We start from the raw sequence: 16,002 nt of genomic DNA on the forward strand, positions 1-16,002 counted from the left end.
ATTCGTGTGTGCCGATCCCCGCGGCTTTTCGCAGCTTATCACGTCCTTCTTCGCCTCTGAGAGCCCAGGCATCCCCCATACGCCCTTCTTTTGCTTGTCACACCTGTACCTATGTACAAATGCCCTCGTAATCCTTTATTATATTCTATTCTACTTCGTGTTTCTTCTTTGACTTCGCAATGACGATAAAATCGTCACGCTCCGTCCCAATATGTCAATGAACTTGTGGCGAGTCGCCACTGACAAAAATCAATCGCGAACTCTACCGCAACACACTTGAAATTTACATCTCAAGGCATTGCCTTGGTGGAGAATACCGGAGTCGAACCGGTGACCTCCTGCGTGCAAGGCAGGCGCTCTAGCCAGCTGAGCTAATTCCCCGTCATCCCAGTGATCAGTTAACAGTTATCAGTTAACAGTACTATATAACGGTAACCCAACACCTAGAATTTCCTATTTTAATGAACGTACAGCCATAAGGCTGGTCCTCGTAGTCTCAGGCAGACTCGAACTGCCGACCTCTACATTATCAGTGTAGCGCTCTAACCAGCTGAGCTATGAGACTGTTTGGCCTAATTTGCCAGTATGTTTGCATATTATAAGACAGCATAAAAGAAAAAAACAAGCACCACCAAGATACGGGACCCTGTCGATAGGTCCGTCTCTTCTCTAGAAAGGAGGTGTTCCAGCCGCACCTTCCGGTACGGCTACCTTGTTACGACTTAGCCCTAGTTACCGATTTTGCCCTAGGCCGCTCCTTGCGGTGACGGACTTCAGGCACTCCCGGCTTCCATGGCTTGACGGGCGGTGTGTACAAGGCCCGGGAACGTATTCACCGGATCATGGCTGATATCCGATTACTAGCGATTCCAGCTTCACGGGGTCGAGTTGCAGACCCCGATCCGAACTGTGACCGGTTTTATAGATCCGCGCCCCCTTGCGGGGTGGCTTCCCTCTGTACCGGCCATTGTAGCACGTGTGTGGCCCAGGACGTAAGGGCCGTGATGATTTGACGTCGTCCCCACCTTCCTCACGGTTTGCACCGGCAGTCCCGTTAGAGTCCCCATCTTTACATGCTGGCAACTAACGGTAGGGGTTGCGCTCGTTATAGGACTTAACCTGACACCTCACGGCACGAGCTGACGACAACCATGCAGCACCTTGTAATATGTCCGAAGAAAAGTCTATCTCTAAACCTGTCATACTACATTTAAGCCCTGGTAAGGTTCCTCGCGTATCATCGAATTAAACCACATGCTCCACCGCTTGTGCGGGCCCCCGTCAATTCCTTTGAGTTTCATTCTTGCGAACGTACTCCCCAGGTGGGATACTTATCACTTTCGCTTGGCCGCCGAGACCGAGGTCCCGACAGCTAGTATCCATCGTTTACGGCGTGGACTACCGGGGTATCTAATCCCGTTCGCTACCCACGCTTTCGTCCATCAGCGTCAGTACGTTGTTAGTTACCTGCCTTCGCGATCGGTGTTCTATGTGATATCTATGCATTTCACCGCTACACCACATGTTCCGGCAACTCCACAACGACTCAAGACCTACAGTATCAAAGGCAGTCCCACGGTTGAGCCGTGGCCTTTCACCTCTGACTTATAGGCCCGCCTACGGACCCTTTAAACCCAATGATTCCGGATAACGCTCGGACCCTCCGTATTACCGCGGCTGCTGGCACGGAGTTAGCCGGTCCTTATTCTTACGGTACCGTCAGCTACTTACACGTAAGTAGGTTTCTTCCCGTATAAAAGCAGTTTACAACCCATAGGGCAGTCATCCTGCACGCGGCATGGCTGGATCAGGCTCCTCGCCCATTGTCCAATATTCCTCACTGCTGCCTCCCGTAGGAGTCTGGTCCGTGTCTCAGTACCAGTGTGGGGGATCCCCCTCTCAGGGCCCCTAACCATCGTTGCCTTGGTGGGCCGTTACCCCACCAACAAGCTAATGGTACGCATGGCCATCCCTGTCCGATAAATCTTTAAACAAAATATCATGCGATATCTCGTTACCATGGGGCATTAATCCAAGTTTCCCTGGGCTATTCCCCTGACAGGGGCAGGTTCCATACGCGTTCCGCACCCGTGCGCCGGTCGTCAGCAGTTTGCAAGCAAACTCTGTTACCCCTCGACTTGCATGTGTTAGGCCTGCCGCTAGCGTTCATCCTGAGCCAGGATCAAACTCTTCATTGTAAAAAGTTGAATGTCATAAAACTTCACTACACAACAAAAGGTCCCCCGCATCAAAATGGTTCTTGTCTAAAATTCTCTTTTACGCTGTCTATACAATATGTCAAATGAACTTCTAAATCTTTCCAAAGGAGAAAAAAAACCGGGCAATACACCCCCTTGATCCTCCCCCAAAACACCCAGCCTCATCAGCTAAGCGGGTGCAAATATAGAACCCTTTTTTTCTTTTGACCAAACTATTCCCAAACTTTTTTTGAAGATTTTTAGCCCCATTCTACAAACCCCTTTAAAACAGGCTGTTTCACAAGGATTTATATCGAAAAAAAACTTTATTTTTTTTGAAAAGTATATGCCCGATAATCACATTTTAACTTATCCGAAGAACTTATTCCCTAGACATCAACTTTGGCTTCATCACTTAAACAAGCTTTGGAGTTTATTTTTATACGCTTGAGCGTAATGCCACATTCCCAAATCAGTTGGATGAACTCCATCCACCGTATCGTCCATTTTTAAACCAATCTCTTCCTTTTTCAAATAATGAAGGTTTTCAACTCCTTGCTTTTTTAATTGTAGATAAACTTGGTACTGAAGTTTATTTACTTTTTGAAAACGGTCCTTTTGTGAATCACTAACATATTCATCAGAATATCCAGCATGCTCTACCAGAAGTATAGGTGTACCTTCTCTCTTAGATCTTAGTTGATTTACAGCTTTCAATACACGTTCTTTAAAAGCTTCCTCATTCTCAATACCAAGACTTTGCCATGTAACTTGTGTAAGGTTAGGCATACAGTCTAAAATATATACTTCAGCATCTATCTCAGCGATAAGATCTATCATGGGCAGCTCCAAACGACCCGAACCACTAAAACCAAGATTAACCAAGGGTAAATTCAATGCCCTGTCCAATTGAGCTGTCCAGGCCATCCCAGGTCTTGAAGCACAAGCACCTTGGGCAATGGACGTGCCATAAACAACCATGGGTTTTTCCTCTCTAATCGATAAAAACTCAAAATCGGATTTTGACTCCACCCCCACCTCAAGATGTGTTACTTGGTTATATAGTGGTAAATACAGTCTGTACTCTCTTGGCGTCTTTTTAACTCCTATTTTCTTATAGTCATATATAATAGTATCTGAAAACTTACGAGTGGCCGCACACCATATTTCTTTTCCACTATCATCAAAAGTATAAAGGTCAACACCGCTAACTGCTGTAGCTGGCATATGATTCATACCAAAACCATCTTTTCTTTTTACCGAATACTTTACAGTAATCTTAGAACTATTTGTATTAAACCTAATCATAAGTCCTGCAGACTGCTTCCCCAAATTATAGACCCCGCTGCTAAGTTTGTTGGCAACTCGCTTAGGAAGGCGATGATAATGCTCTGCAACCTCACTAGGCCAAGCTTGACCTTCAATTATATGTTTGTTGTCATTTATTGGGTTCCACCATGTTATTTCTTCTTTTTCTTGGGAAAAACAATAGGTACAGTTTATACTTATAAGTATTAGAAGGATTTTGTTCATGATTTTCTGACTGGCGACTAATTCATTTAGTCCTTTCTTGCCCTTCAAAGATATGCACTATTACAACTTCATCACTTCCTATGATTTTAAACTAAAATAAATCAGACCAAACTATATTGTGTGCCTTACGGCAAGATGTTATCTTTGCCTCCTTATTATCATATAAAAAGGGAATGATCAAAATCACATTACCAGACGGGAGTATCAAGGAGCATCAAAACGGTGTCACTCCAATGGAGGTTGCAAAGGGAATCAGTGAAGGATTGGCGCGGAATGTTATTTCGGCCTCATTTAACGGTGTGACCGTTGAAAGCACGACCCCTTTAACCACGGATGGCAGTTTGGTATTGTACACTTGGAAGGACAAAGGTGGAAAAACAGCTTTCTGGCATTCAACATCACACATTGTTGCCCAAGCTTTGGAAGAGTTATATCCCGGAATTAAATTGACCATAGGTCCAGCCATAGAAAATGGATTTTATTATGATGTGGATTTTGGGGAACAATCCATTTCAGAAAAAGATTTTCCAGCCATTGAAAAGAAAGCATTGGAAATAGCACGTGGCAAGCATGATTATAAAATGCGAAGTGTTACCAAGGCCGAAGCACTTTCGTTCTATAAAGAGCAAGGCAATGAATATAAGGTAGAGCTTATTGAGAATCTTGAAGATGGGACAATCACTTTTTGTGATCATAGCACATTTACCGATTTATGCCGTGGTGGCCATATCCCAAACACTGGAATTGTTAAGGCCATAAAAATATTAAGTGTTGCCGGTGCTTATTGGAGAGGTGACGAGAACAATAAACAGATAACCCGTGTTTATGGGATTTCTTTTCCAAAACAAAAAGAGCTTACGGAATATCTTGAATTACTGGAAGAGGCCAAAAAAAGGGATCACCGAAAACTGGGCAAGGAATTGGAGTTGTTCACTTTTTCAAAAAAGGTAGGGCAAGGTTTACCATTATGGCTCCCCAAAGGTGCTGCCCTTCGGGAGCGCCTGGAGCAATTTCTAAAAAAAGCGCAGAAAAAAGCAGGTTATGAAATGGTGGTGACACCACATATAGGTCAAAAAGAGCTGTACGTGACCTCAGGTCACTATGCAAAATATGGTGAAGACAGTTTTCAACCCATCCATACACCAAAGGATGACGAGGAATTTTTGTTGAAGCCCATGAATTGTCCTCACCATTGTGAAATTTACAACAGCAGCCCATTTAGCTATAAAGATTTACCAATAAGATATGCCGAGTTCGGTACTGTTTATAGGTATGAACAAAGTGGGGAGCTTCACGGACTTACTCGGGTTAGGGGCTTTACACAGGATGATGCCCATATTTTTTGTACCCCCGACCAATTAAATGACGAATTCAAAAAGGTCATTGACCTATCATTATATGTATTGGGTTCATTAGGCTTTGAAAATTTTACTGCCCAAGTTTCGGTTCGTGATTTGGAAAAACCTGAAAAATACATTGGTGAAGCAGATAATTGGGAAAAAGCAGAGCAAGCCATTATCAATGCTGCGGAAGAAAAAGGGCTCAATTTTGTGATTGAAAGCGGGGAGGCTGCTTTTTACGGCCCAAAATTGGATTTTATGGTAAAAGATGCCCTTGGCAGACAATGGCAATTGGGTACCATTCAAGTGGATTATAATTTACCTGAACGTTTTGACCTTACTTATAAGGGCAGTGACAATGAACTTCACCGCCCCATTATGATACACCGTGCACCTTTTGGCAGTATGGAACGTTTTGTGGCTTTGCTATTGGAACATACGGGTGGAAACTTCCCATTATGGTTGATTCCAACCCAAGCTATTGTACTGCCCGTCAGTGAGAAACATGAAAAATATGCGGAAAAAGTTTTGAATTCGTTGGAAAATCACGAAATTCGCGCGCTCATTGATAACAGGAATGAGACGGTAGGGAAGAAAATCCGTGAAGCTGAGCTTAAAAAAATCCCATTCATGCTCATTGTTGGTGAGCAGGAAGAAGAAGCCCAAACCATTGCTGTAAGAAGGCATGGAGGTGAAGATTTTGGAAGCATCAGCTTAAGTAAGTTTTCTGACTTGGTAACTACTGAAATAAATAGTACCTTAAAGTCGTTCTAAAAATTTAGTTTAATTAAAAAGTATACGTCATAGCAATACGAAGAAGATTTAGGCCCCAACCTAGGAGGGAAAACAAAAACCCTCATAATATCAATGAAAAGATTACAGCCCCAGAAGTCAGACTTGTTGGGGACAATGTAGAAATAGGAGTATATCCCATTGCCAAAGCAATGGTCAAGGCAAGAGAATTGGAATTGGATTTGGTAGAGATTTCACCAAAAGCCAATCCTCCTGTCTGTAAAATTATAGATTACAAGAAGTTTCTTTACGAACAAAAGAAAAGGGACAAGGCCATGAAGGCCAAAGCCACCAAAGTGGTTGTAAAGGAAATTCGTTTTGGTCCACAGACCGATGACCATGATTATGAATTTAAAAAGCGACATGCTGAAAAATTCTTAAAAGATGGCGCCAAACTAAAGGCCTATGTCTTTTTTAAAGGGCGTTCCATTGTCTATAAGGATCAAGGAGAAATATTGTTATTAAGGTTGGCGCAGGAACTGGAGGAACTTGGAAAAGTGGAGCAAATGCCAAAATTGGAGGGAAAACGTATGACCATGTTCATCGCTCCAAAAACAAAAAAATAATTAAAGCGGGATGCTGAATATACTTCAGCTGTAATATATAAAGAGGAGAAAATGCCTAAAATGAAAACAAAATCCAGTGCCAAAAAGCGTTTTAAGCTTACCGGTTCTGGTAAAATCAAAAGAAAGCACGCTTTCAAGAGTCATATTTTGACCAAGAAATCCAAAAAGCGTAAGCTTAAGTTGACGCACTCTACCCTAGTGCATGAGTCAGACGTCAACAGTATTAAAGAACAATTGCGTTTAAAATAAATTGTTCAAATTACGGTACATTAATTATTAACCATGGAGTCAGGCTTTTAAAAGTGTCAAAAATTGACCGCCTGCTACAAAAAAATGAAACATTATGCCAAGATCAGTAAATTCAGTTGCTTCTAGAGCCCGAAGAAAAAAGGTGATGAAGCAAGCCAAAGGTTACTTTGGAAGACGTAAAAATGTCTGGACAGTAGCCAAAAATGCGGTAGAAAAAGCAATGCTTTATGCTTACCGTGACAGAAGAAACAAAAAACGTAATTTCCGCTCGCTTTGGATTACCCGTATCAATGCAGGGGCCAGAATGCATGGAATGTCTTACTCCCAATTCATGGGCAAGGTAAAATCCAACGGTATAGAACTTAACAGAAAAGTTTTGGCCGATTTGGCAATGAACCACCCAGATGCTTTTAAAGCAATAGTTGAAAGAGTAAAATAAGAATCAATATAAACTTACCCCGCTTATTAAAACCCGCTCAATTGAGCGGGTTTTTGTATTTTAAGGCTACTAACCCAATAAAATGTCAAGAAATGCCTCTGTAAATTGACCATTAATTGGCTCGGATATTCTTCACCCGTCTAAAAAATACCCAAAATAGTTTTTTGGTCCTTACCCTTAGCACCTGTTTGGATCAATTGCCAAAAGCGGTCAGCAACAATTTTCTTCCAGAAGCATGGTCTCGGTGTTCGCACAAATAGATCCCTTGCCAAATTCCCAAGTTCAATTTTCCGCTGGTTATGGGAACTTGAACCGAACTTCCCAATAAAGAAGCCTTAATATGAGCCGGCATATCATCCGGTCCTTCATAGGTGTGAACATAATATGGGGCATCCTCAGGGACCATTTTATTAAAATGACTCTCAAAATCAGTACGTACCGTTGGGTCTGCATTTTCATTTATGGTCAACCCTGCCGAAGTATGCTTTATGAAGACTTGTAGCATGCCTGTATTTATTTTTCGTATCTCAGGAAATGCATTGATGACAATTTCCGTTATCAAATGAAATCCCCTGGAGTAAGGCTTAAGTGTTATTTCTGACTGGTAACTTTTCATAATCGGTGAAATTAATACAAACTTTACTTCATTCCCCTATCAACCCATACCTTTGCAGCTTTAAAACACAATTATGGATTTTTCCAAAATAAAAATGGTTGTTTCCGATATGGATGGAACCCTTTTAAACTCCAACCACGAGGTAAGCAACCGGTTTTTTGAAATCTTTGAAGTACTCCGAGATAAAAATATACAGTTTGTAGCTGCTAGCGGAAGGCAGTACCACAGTATGGTGGACAAATTAAAAACAATCAAGGATGATGTTATTTTTATTGCCGAAAATGGCGCTTTCACAAAGCAAAAGGAAGATGTTTTGCTTACAACCCCAATTGACCGTTCAGATGTCAACCAAGTACTTTCCGCACTTTCCGATGTCCCTGACGTACATCCTGTCCTGTGCTGTAACAGCAAGGCATATGCAAATGGAAGTTCGCAAAGTTTTTTAAGGTTACTTTCCGAATATTACACAGAATATGAGACTGTTAAGGACCAAACCTCCGTGGATGATCAAGTCTTGAAAGTTGCAATTTACCATTTCGAGAATTCAGAAAAGCATATTTACCCTGCAGTAAAACATTTAGAAGGTCCTTTAAAAGTAAAAGTCTCCGGCTCCAATTGGGTAGATGTATCCCATAAAAATGCCCATAAAGGATACGCACTGGAAAGATTGATGCAATCACATAACATTACCTCCGATGAAATAATGGTTTTTGGTGACTATAACAACGATTTGGAAATGTTGCAGCTGTCCAATTATAGTTTTGCAATGGCCAATGCACATCCCGATGTAAAAAAAGTGGCCAAGTTTGAAACATTGAGCAATGATGATTTTGGCGTGGAACAAGTTTTGGAAAGAGTGATATGAGTGAAATTGATTTTCTTATAGAAAAATTCAACCTAGCCCTGCATCCAGAGGGAGGTTATTTTAAAGAGAGTTATAGAAGCACTGAAAAAATTGAGCAACGGGCATTGCCAAAAAACTATCAAGGAGATAGAAATCACTCCACATGCATCTATTTTTTATTGACATCAAATACCTTTTCTGCTTTCCATAAGATAAATCAAGATGAAATCTGGCACTTTTATGCTGGTTCCCCACTGAAGTTATATATCATTTCAGATTCGGGCAAGTATTCCGAACACATAATCGGGAATAATTTTTCGGCAGGACAGGTTCCTCAATTTGTTGTGCCTGGAGGTCATTGGTTTGCAGCCAAGACCATTGACGCCAACGGTTATTCCTTTGTTGGATGCACGGTAGCTCCTGGGTTTGATTTTGCGGATTTTGTTTTGCCAGAAAGAATGACATTGATCGAGAAATTTCCACAACACGAAGCTGTTATAACCATGCTTACCGCACCACAAACCTAACCCATTTCAGATGCAAAAGTCAACTCTTTTATTAAGTTTTGTTGTTTTGATTTTCAGTTCATGCAAATCGGTACAGCAAAAGAATATTCAAGTTGTTACTCTTGCAAAATCATCCAAAAGTTGGGGAGGCAAGCTATTGCCAGAGTATCCCTCAGAGCATCCTGAGGTAACAATCATCAAGGTAACCATTCCGGGAAAAACAAAATTGGACTGGCACAAACACCCCAATATAAATGCAGGAGTTCTTTTAAAAGGTGAGCTGACCGTGATTAGCGAGTATAATGATACCCTTAGGTTAAAAAAGGGTGACCCCATTGTTGAACTTGTAAATACATGGCATTATGGAGTGAACGAAAAAAACAGGCCGGCTGAAATCGTTGTCTTCTATGCTGGCACCAAGGATAGCCTGCTTTCCATTAAAAGAAAGTAATTATTATGTTTTTAAAGTTCAAAACGGTTTGTAGCCTTTTCCTTAGTGCGGTAACATTTATAACCAGACACTTAGGTCTTTTGCTTTTTCTTCCGCGCTGCGGGAAATAACACATTATTCAAAATAAGCCGGTACCCAGGCGAGGTAGGGTGTAATTCCAGTTCTGTTTTTGGGTCCCCTACCCTATGCTGGTAATCTTCAGGATCATGCCCACCATAAAACGTGAAAAAACCTTTTCCCTTTATGCCATGAATGTAACGAGCTTCTCCATTAAGCTTGTTTTCTCCTAGAATCATTACAGTTGGTTTCACCTCTGAACGGGTGAAAGCTGTGGTCTGCCCCATAAACCCCTTGACCAAGGCCGTATGGTTCTGGGTCAACATCGTAGGAATGGGGTCCCATTTGGCCGAAAATTCCATTAAAGAAAAATAATCAGATTCTTTGGGAACGTTCCTCCGCTTATTGGTCATATCAATAGACGAAAACTCATAACGTAGCGGATTACGTTCCAAAACAAAATTGGAAAAAGCAAAAGTTCTGCTAAAATCCAATTTACCCTGATAATTGGCATCAGATGGGTCACCATCGAACATGGGTTCGCAAATATCGACCCCTTCAGCAGCCAAAGCTATATCAAAACTGTCCGTTGCAGAACACATAGCAAACATAAAACCACCACCAATAACATAATTTCTGATTTTCAGGGCCACTGCCCTCTTTTCTTCAGAAACCTTGGAATAGCCCAATTTTTGGGCCAAAGCCTCAGCTTCAGTTTTCGCCTCTATATACCATGGAGCGGCTCTATACACACCGTAAAATTTACCATACTGTCCGGTAAAATCTTCATGGTGCAGGTGCAGCCAATCATAAAGTGCCAATTTATTGTCCAGCACTTCCTCATCATAAACCGTAACATACGGAATCTCGGCATAGGTGAGCACCATGGTCACAGCATCGTCCCAGGGTTGGTTACCCTTTGGGGAATACACTGCAATTTTGGGTGCTTTTTCCAGTATTACAGCTTCCTGGTTTTGGGAAGGACTGCTTATTTCATCCAAAATGGATTCTGCCTGGGCATCGGAAATCACTTCAAACGAAACTCCTCTGATTTGACATTCTTTTCGTATGGATTCTCCATCTGGCAACAAAAACGAACCGCCCCTATAATTTAGTAGCCATTGTACTTTTTGTTGTTTGGTCAGCACCCAATAGGTAATGCCGTAGGCCTTTAAATGGTTTTCTTGACCTTCGGCATCCATAGGAATAAGGATAACGGAGGCAAATGATTTAAAGGAGAATAAAAAGAGGCAAAAAAGGACAAAACCTCTCGACTGCGCTCGAGGCGACAAATAGAAAATAATCTTAAAAAGGTACGTCATTATCTGGGTCATCGTCACTGTTCATTGCACTGCCAAAAGCTTCATCCGTACTGGGAAGGTTTGGCGTGGCAAATGGGTTTTCTTCATCCGCATTCATCTTCGATTGGAATTCGAATGGGGAATCAAAGTCATCCAAGTTATCAAATTTACCCAGTGCTCCAATAAACTTTAACCTAATATTATCCAATCCACCATTACGGTGTTTGGCCACAATGAACTCTGCTTGACCTTGTGTAGGGGTACGTTCTTCATCATCCCATTCGTCAATCTTATAGTACTCCGGACGATAAATGAACGAAACAATATCGGCATCTTGCTCAATGGCACCAGATTCCCTCAAATCTGAAAGAATTGGACGCTTACTTCCCCCTCTGGTCTCAACAGCTCGGGAGAGCTGTGAAAGTGCAATTACTGGAACATTAAGTTCTTTGGCCAATGCCTTTAAGTTTCTTGAAATTGTAGAAATTTCCTGCTCACGATTACCTCCTTTTTGACTTCCACCTGCAGTCATCAACTGCAAATAATCAATTATGATAAGCTTTATACCATGCTGGGATGCCAATCTTCGAGCTTTTGCTCTTAAGTCGAAAATAGAAAGTGATGGGGTGTCGTCAATAAATAAAGGAGCTTTTTCTAAGGATTTTACCTTTACATTGAGCTGTTCCCACTCATGCTTTTCCAATTTCCCCGTTCTGAGTTTTTCAGAGGATAGCCCCGTTTCTGACGAAATTAAACGGGTAATCAACTGTACAGAAGACATTTCCAAGGAGAAGAATGCCACAGGAATTTCTGAGTTTACGGCTATGTTCCTAGCCATCGAAAGCGTTAAGGCTGTTTTACCCATACCAGGCCTTGCAGCCACAATAACCAAATCACTGGGTTGCCAGCCGGAGGTCAGTTTGTCCAATTTATCAAATCCTGAAGGAATTCCGCTTGTACCTTCTTTATTGGAAATCTCCTCAATCTTCTTTTTGGCCTGAATTACCAAATCCAAAGCAGTTTCAGCAGATCGTTTCAGATTGCCTTGAGTAACCTCGTATAATTTGGCTTCCGCACTATCCAACAAATCGAAAACATCGGTAGAATCACTATATGCATCTTCAATGATCTCGTTTGAAATCTTAATCAAACTACGCTGAATGTACTTTTGAAGAACAATACGGGCATGAAACTCAATATGAGCAGAGGAAGCTACTTTTTGAGTCAATTTTATGAGGTAAAAGTCCCCTCCCACTGCCTCTAGCTTGCCATCCTTCTTTAATTGTGCTGAAACGGTTAATAAATCCACCGGTTCCGAAGATTCGAACAATTTGAAGATGGCATCATAAATAAACCTATGGGCATCTTTGTAAAAAACATCAGGATGTAAGATATCTATTACCTCATCCACGCCTTTTTTATCAATCATCATTGCTCCAAGTACAACCTCCTCTAAATCAACGGATTGCGGAGGAATCTTTCCTCTCTCCAGATTAATGAGGGTAGACTTGTCAACTTTGTGACCAATAATCGGGCTAGGCTTGTCCATAAATGCGAATGTAGGTAATTAACCTTTAGTTAACTTTAAACTTACATCTTTCGATGTTCACAGGTCATTAACAAAATTAATGTTGAAAACTATAAATATTTGTTAATAACCCAAAAATGTTTGAAGAAAAAATCTAATAAAAAAGAATGACCGCTGAAAAACCGTAATTACCCGTTGAACACGCCCATTTCGGCATATTTTTCCATTCTTGTTTTTACCAATTCTTTTGGTGATAACTTTTTGAGCTCCTCAAAATGGGTAGAAATTTTATTCTTGACTGTCTCGAAAGTTTTTTCCCTATTGGTATGCGCGCCCCCTAAAGGTTCACGGACAATTTCATCAACAAGCTTCTGTTTTTTCATGTCCGTTGCGGTAAGTTTTAATGCATCGGCAGCTTGTTCTTTATACTCCCAACTTCTCCATAAAATTGAAGAGCAAGATTCTGGCGAAATAACAGAGTACCAAGTATTTTCCAACATCAATACTTTATCACCTACCCCTATTCCCAAGGCGCCTCCTGACGCTCCTTCACCTATTATTACTACAATGATGGGCACTTTAAGGCGTGTCATTTCCAAAATATTACGTGCAATGGCTTCTCCCTGACCTCTTTCCTCAGCTTCTATGCCCGGATATGCTCCAGGGGTATCTATAAAGCAGACTACAGGAATCCCAAATTTCTCAGCGGATTTCATCAAACGCAACGCTTTGCGATATCCTTCCGGGTTGGCCATACCAAAATTTCGGTATTGACGGGTCTTGGTGTTGTATCCTTTTTGTTGACCAACAAACATATAGCTCTGATCGCCAATTTTACCCAAACCACCGATCATGGCTTTGTCATCTTTTACATTTCTGTCCCCATGAAGTTCCAAAAAAGTATCTCCGCAAATGGCATTTATATAGTCCATGGTATATGGCCTATTGGGATGCCTTGATAGCTGTACACGTTGCCATGCAGTCAAATTTTTGTAAATATCCTTGCGGGTTTCCCCCAGCTTCTTTTCAATCTGCTGACAAGTTTCGCTGACGTCAACGTCACTTTCTTCTCCAATGACCATACATTTTTGAAGTTGGTCTTCTAGTTCTTTTATGGGAAGTTCAAAATCGAGGTATTCCATGTAAAGTTGATTTCAGAAATATGGTGGGGACAAATATAAAACTTTAAAGATGACTCCTAAAAACTTGATTTACTATTTAACGGATATAGCGATCGTCATTTAGGCTTATCGTTTGGCTTTCATCAACATATAAACCGCAAATGCCCCAAAAATAAGATTTGGGATTACTACTGCCAACAATGGTGAGAAACCAGATTGCTCTGCCAAGGTTCCAAAAACCTTATCAAAAAAGATATAGATAAAAGCCACCCCAATACCAAAAGCTAGGTTTAAACCCATTCCACCTCTGCGTTTTACAGATGAAACCGCAACAGCTATAATGGTAAGCACAAAGGCTGCAATGGGCAAGGCCCATCTTTTGTACTTTACCAATATATAAGCGTTGATATTGGAAGCTCCCTTGCTCTTTTGGTCTTCAATGAACTCATTTAGTTCAAACAAGTTTTTGGTTTCCGCTACATATGACACGGGGGTAAGATCTTCTATTTTGAAGGTAAACAAGGTATCCAGTCGCCTTTTGGTTTCAATACGTTCAACCCCATTCTCCAGTTTTCTCTTTACATAATTTGTTAATCGGTAAATACTATCTTTTTCCACCCACCTAATACCAGATGCAGAAATTTTCCAATCAAGTTTCTTATCCGCATCAAAATGCTCGTAGGTAAAATCTCTTCCATTTTTTCTGCTGGGATCAAAACTGCTCACATAGATGTAGTCGTTTTCATTCAATTGATTGAAAATATTACTGGTAATCTGAACCTGTCTTCCCTTTTTAAAATACTTGTACTCAAATTCATTAAATCCAATACTGGCATTGGGCACAATGAACATTCCCATCATAAAAATAAGAATGGCCACTAGAGTAGCTCCTAATAAATATGGTCTTAAAAACCGGGTATACGACACTCCAGAGCTAAGAATGGCAACAATTTCAGTGTTACTAGCCAATTTGGAGGTAAAAAATATGATGGACAGAAATAAAAATATAGGAAGTAACAGATTGCCGATCACCAATGTAAAATTGCCATAAAAAACAATGACTTCGCTTAATGGAGCTTCATTATCAATAATTTTCCCAATCTTCTCCGCAAGATTGGCCATGATCCCAATGGGTACAAAGAGCATAAGCATTCCCAAAAAGGTAACCAAATAGCGCTTTAAGATGTATTTGTCAAGTATCGTAAGCATTACAATCTTTTATCCATTTGTTGTACCATTTTGGTCTTCCATTCCTGAAAATCCCCTGCTAAAATACGCTCTCTTGCGGTACGCACCAACCAGAGGTAAAAACCTAGGTTGTGAATGGTGGCGATCTGCTTGCCCAAATACTCATTAGCCGCAAAAAGATGCCTTAAATAGGCCTTGGAATATTCGGTGTCCACGAAAGTGATTCCCATCTCATCAATAGGTGAAAAATCGTCTTCCCACTTTTTATTTTTGATATTTATGGTACCATGGGCCGTGAACAGCATTCCGTTACGGGCATTTCGTGTGGGCATAACACAATCAAACATATCAACTCCCAACGCAATATTTTCCAGAATATTGATAGGTGTTCCCACACCCATCAAATATCTTGGTTTGTCTTCCGGAAGAATATCGCAGACAATTTCAGCCATCTCGTACATTTCTTCCGCCGGTTCTCCTACCGAGAGCCCCCCAATAGCGTTTCCCTCAGCACCTACAGATGCAATATATTCCGCAGATTGTTTTCTTAAATCTTTATAGGTGGAGCCTTGAACAATTGGAAAAAAGCTTTGTGAATATCCATACTTAAATGGGAGCTTGTCCAAATGCGCTATACATCTATCCAGCCATCTATGGGTCATGTGCATAGATCTTTTTGCATAGTTGTAGTCACAAGGATAAGGTGTGCATTCATCAAATGCCATAATAATGTCGGCCCCAATGGTGCGCTGGATTTCCATGACATTTTCCGGGGTAAAAAAATGTCGAGATCCATCAATATGTGATTTGAAATTTACTCCTTCCTCCTTTATTTTTCTATTATTGGAAAGGGAATAGACTTGGTAGCCACCACTATCGGTCAAAATGTTTCTATCCCAGCCCATAAACTTATGAAGCCCTCCTGCTTTTTCTAAAATGCCCGTTCCCGGACGCAGATATAAATGGTAGGTATTTCCAAGGATGATATCAGGATCTATTTCATCTTTAAGCTCTCGTTGGTGCACACCTTTTACAGAAGCCACTGTGCCCACTGGCATGAATATAGGTGTCTGAATTTTGCCATGGTCCGTGACAAGTTCACCAGCTCTTGCTTTGCTCTTATCGTCTTTTTGAAAAAGGGTAAATTTCAATACGTACTTTTAAGACCGCAAATATAGCCAACTCATTTCCACAAAGCCTTAACAAAAAAATAAAGTTTTTTACTCAAAACGTTTCGTAAAATATTATAACTAAGCTTGTTTAACAATGTTAA

14 protein-coding genes, 2 tRNA genes and 2 rRNA genes (1 of these 18 only partly in view) are annotated in these 16,002 nt (G+C 41.0%); 7 read left to right on the top strand and 11 right to left on the bottom strand.

The features are described 5' to 3' along the window. From ACOQO1_RS01430 to ACOQO1_RS01450, 5 genes are all read right to left on the bottom strand, one after another. Positions 1–101: ribosomal RNA gene (locus ACOQO1_RS01430) — 23S ribosomal RNA — on the bottom strand; it reaches 2,725 nt to the left of the window's first position. 203 nt (positions 102–304) lie between these two features. Next, positions 305–381 (bottom strand) — tRNA-Ala (locus ACOQO1_RS01435). Positions 382–491: 110 nt separating this feature from the next. After that, positions 492–565 (bottom strand) — tRNA-Ile (locus ACOQO1_RS01440). 108 nt (positions 566–673) lie between these two features. Further along, a 16S ribosomal RNA gene (locus ACOQO1_RS01445) occupies positions 674–2,198 on the bottom strand. Together the 16S and 23S rRNA genes with 2 tRNA genes alongside form the textbook arrangement of a ribosomal RNA operon. A gap of 411 nt (positions 2,199–2,609) precedes the next feature. Next, the gene (locus ACOQO1_RS01450; protein WP_420601084.1) at positions 2,610–3,731 is read right to left on the bottom strand and encodes an SGNH/GDSL hydrolase family protein; all 1,122 of its coding nucleotides are present in this window, start codon (positions 3,729–3,731) and stop codon (positions 2,610–2,612) included. Between the two features lie 173 nt (positions 3,732–3,904). Here ACOQO1_RS01450 and thrS point away from each other — a divergent pair, with 173 nt between their 5' ends. The 4 genes from thrS to rplT all read left to right on the top strand — a co-directional run bounded on the left by thrS (position 3,905) and on the right by rplT (position 7,117). After that, positions 3,905–5,845, top strand: a complete 1,941-nt coding sequence (gene thrS / locus ACOQO1_RS01455) for a threonine--tRNA ligase (RefSeq protein ID WP_420601085.1) — start codon at positions 3,905–3,907, stop codon at positions 5,843–5,845. Between the two features lie 29 nt (positions 5,846–5,874). Further along, positions 5,875–6,429 (top strand): translation initiation factor IF-3, encoded by a 555-nt coding sequence (gene infC / locus ACOQO1_RS01460; RefSeq protein WP_420601277.1) that lies wholly within the window; start codon positions 5,875–5,877, stop codon positions 6,427–6,429. A gap of 51 nt (positions 6,430–6,480) precedes the next feature. After that, positions 6,481–6,678, top strand: a complete 198-nt coding sequence (rpmI, locus tag ACOQO1_RS01465) for a 50S ribosomal protein L35 (protein WP_073181711.1) — start codon at positions 6,481–6,483, stop codon at positions 6,676–6,678. 94 nt (positions 6,679–6,772) lie between these two features. Beyond that, positions 6,773–7,117 carry a 50S ribosomal protein L20 gene (rplT, locus tag ACOQO1_RS01470; RefSeq protein WP_420601086.1) on the top strand — a complete coding sequence of 115 codons (345 nt, stop codon included), beginning with the start codon at positions 6,773–6,775 and terminating at the stop codon, positions 7,115–7,117. Between the two features lie 193 nt (positions 7,118–7,310). Here rplT and ACOQO1_RS01475 read toward each other — a convergent pair whose 3' ends face one another. Beyond that, the gene (locus ACOQO1_RS01475; RefSeq protein WP_420601087.1) at positions 7,311–7,733 is read right to left on the bottom strand and encodes a secondary thiamine-phosphate synthase enzyme YjbQ; all 423 of its coding nucleotides are present in this window, start codon (positions 7,731–7,733) and stop codon (positions 7,311–7,313) included. 73 nt (positions 7,734–7,806) lie between these two features. Here ACOQO1_RS01475 and ACOQO1_RS01480 point away from each other — a divergent pair, with 73 nt between their 5' ends. From ACOQO1_RS01480 to ACOQO1_RS01490, 3 genes are read left to right on the top strand one after another with little or no spacing between them, the layout of a single operon-like run. Beyond that, positions 7,807–8,598, top strand: coding sequence for an HAD family hydrolase (locus ACOQO1_RS01480; RefSeq protein WP_420601088.1), 792 nt, complete (start codon positions 7,807–7,809; stop codon positions 8,596–8,598). Next, the gene (locus ACOQO1_RS01485) at positions 8,595–9,104 is read left to right on the top strand and encodes a cupin domain-containing protein (RefSeq protein ID WP_420601089.1); all 510 of its coding nucleotides are present in this window, start codon (positions 8,595–8,597) and stop codon (positions 9,102–9,104) included. The genes ACOQO1_RS01480 and ACOQO1_RS01485 overlap by 4 nt, the downstream gene beginning before the upstream one ends. A 10-nt stretch (positions 9,105–9,114) precedes the next feature. Further along, positions 9,115–9,534, top strand: coding sequence for a cupin domain-containing protein (locus tag ACOQO1_RS01490; protein ID WP_420601090.1), 420 nt, complete (start codon positions 9,115–9,117; stop codon positions 9,532–9,534). A 71-nt stretch (positions 9,535–9,605) separates the two neighbouring features. Here the strand turns inward: ACOQO1_RS01490 and ACOQO1_RS01495 are convergent, their stop codons facing one another. From ACOQO1_RS01495 to tgt, 5 genes are all read right to left on the bottom strand, one after another. Beyond that, positions 9,606–10,913 carry an asparagine synthetase B gene (locus tag ACOQO1_RS01495; RefSeq protein ID WP_420601091.1) on the bottom strand — a complete coding sequence of 436 codons (1,308 nt, stop codon included), beginning with the start codon at positions 10,911–10,913 and terminating at the stop codon, positions 9,606–9,608. Beyond that, the gene (dnaB, locus tag ACOQO1_RS01500) at positions 10,897–12,441 is read right to left on the bottom strand and encodes a replicative DNA helicase (protein WP_420601092.1); all 1,545 of its coding nucleotides are present in this window, start codon (positions 12,439–12,441) and stop codon (positions 10,897–10,899) included. Before dnaB ends, ACOQO1_RS01495 begins: the two co-directional genes overlap by 17 nt. 167 nt (positions 12,442–12,608) lie before the next feature. Further along, the gene (locus tag ACOQO1_RS01505; protein ID WP_420601093.1) at positions 12,609–13,562 is read right to left on the bottom strand and encodes an acetyl-CoA carboxylase carboxyltransferase subunit alpha; all 954 of its coding nucleotides are present in this window, start codon (positions 13,560–13,562) and stop codon (positions 12,609–12,611) included. 105 nt (positions 13,563–13,667) lie between these two features. Next, on the bottom strand, positions 13,668–14,750 hold the full coding sequence (locus ACOQO1_RS01510; protein ID WP_420601094.1) for an LptF/LptG family permease: 1,083 nt from the start codon (positions 14,748–14,750) through the stop codon (positions 13,668–13,670). Continuing rightward, positions 14,750–15,880: a tRNA guanosine(34) transglycosylase Tgt gene (tgt, locus tag ACOQO1_RS01515; RefSeq protein ID WP_420601095.1), complete on the bottom strand. Its 1,131-nt coding sequence runs from the start codon at positions 15,878–15,880 to the stop codon at positions 14,750–14,752. The genes ACOQO1_RS01510 and tgt overlap by 1 nt, the downstream gene beginning before the upstream one ends. Positions 15,881–16,002 lie beyond the last annotated feature (122 nt).

Source organism: Flagellimonas sp. (genome assembly GCF_965222555.1).
GTDB lineage: Bacteria > Bacteroidota > Bacteroidia > Flavobacteriales > Flavobacteriaceae > Flagellimonas.

Coding starts and splice junctions, on each gene's coding strand:
- ACOQO1_RS01490 (WP_420601090.1), top strand. CDS start 9,115: ATGCAAAAGTCAACTCTTTTATTAAGTTTTGTTGTTTTGATTTTCAGT.
- ACOQO1_RS01450 (WP_420601084.1), bottom strand. CDS start 3,731: ATGAACAAAATCCTTCTAATACTTATAAGTATAAACTGTACCTATTGT.
- rpmI (WP_073181711.1), top strand. CDS start 6,481: ATGCCTAAAATGAAAACAAAATCCAGTGCCAAAAAGCGTTTTAAGCTT.
- ACOQO1_RS01475 (WP_420601087.1), bottom strand. CDS start 7,733: ATGAAAAGTTACCAGTCAGAAATAACACTTAAGCCTTACTCCAGGGGA.
- rplT (WP_420601086.1), top strand. CDS start 6,773: ATGCCAAGATCAGTAAATTCAGTTGCTTCTAGAGCCCGAAGAAAAAAG.
- thrS (WP_420601085.1), top strand. CDS start 3,905: ATGATCAAAATCACATTACCAGACGGGAGTATCAAGGAGCATCAAAAC.
- ACOQO1_RS01505 (WP_420601093.1), bottom strand. CDS start 13,562: ATGGAATACCTCGATTTTGAACTTCCCATAAAAGAACTAGAAGACCAA.
- ACOQO1_RS01480 (WP_420601088.1), top strand. CDS start 7,807: ATGGATTTTTCCAAAATAAAAATGGTTGTTTCCGATATGGATGGAACC.
- ACOQO1_RS01495 (WP_420601091.1), bottom strand. CDS start 10,913: ATGACGTACCTTTTTAAGATTATTTTCTATTTGTCGCCTCGAGCGCAG.
- ACOQO1_RS01485 (WP_420601089.1), top strand. CDS start 8,595: ATGAGTGAAATTGATTTTCTTATAGAAAAATTCAACCTAGCCCTGCAT.
- ACOQO1_RS01510 (WP_420601094.1), bottom strand. CDS start 14,750: ATGCTTACGATACTTGACAAATACATCTTAAAGCGCTATTTGGTTACC.
- dnaB (WP_420601092.1), bottom strand. CDS start 12,441: ATGGACAAGCCTAGCCCGATTATTGGTCACAAAGTTGACAAGTCTACC.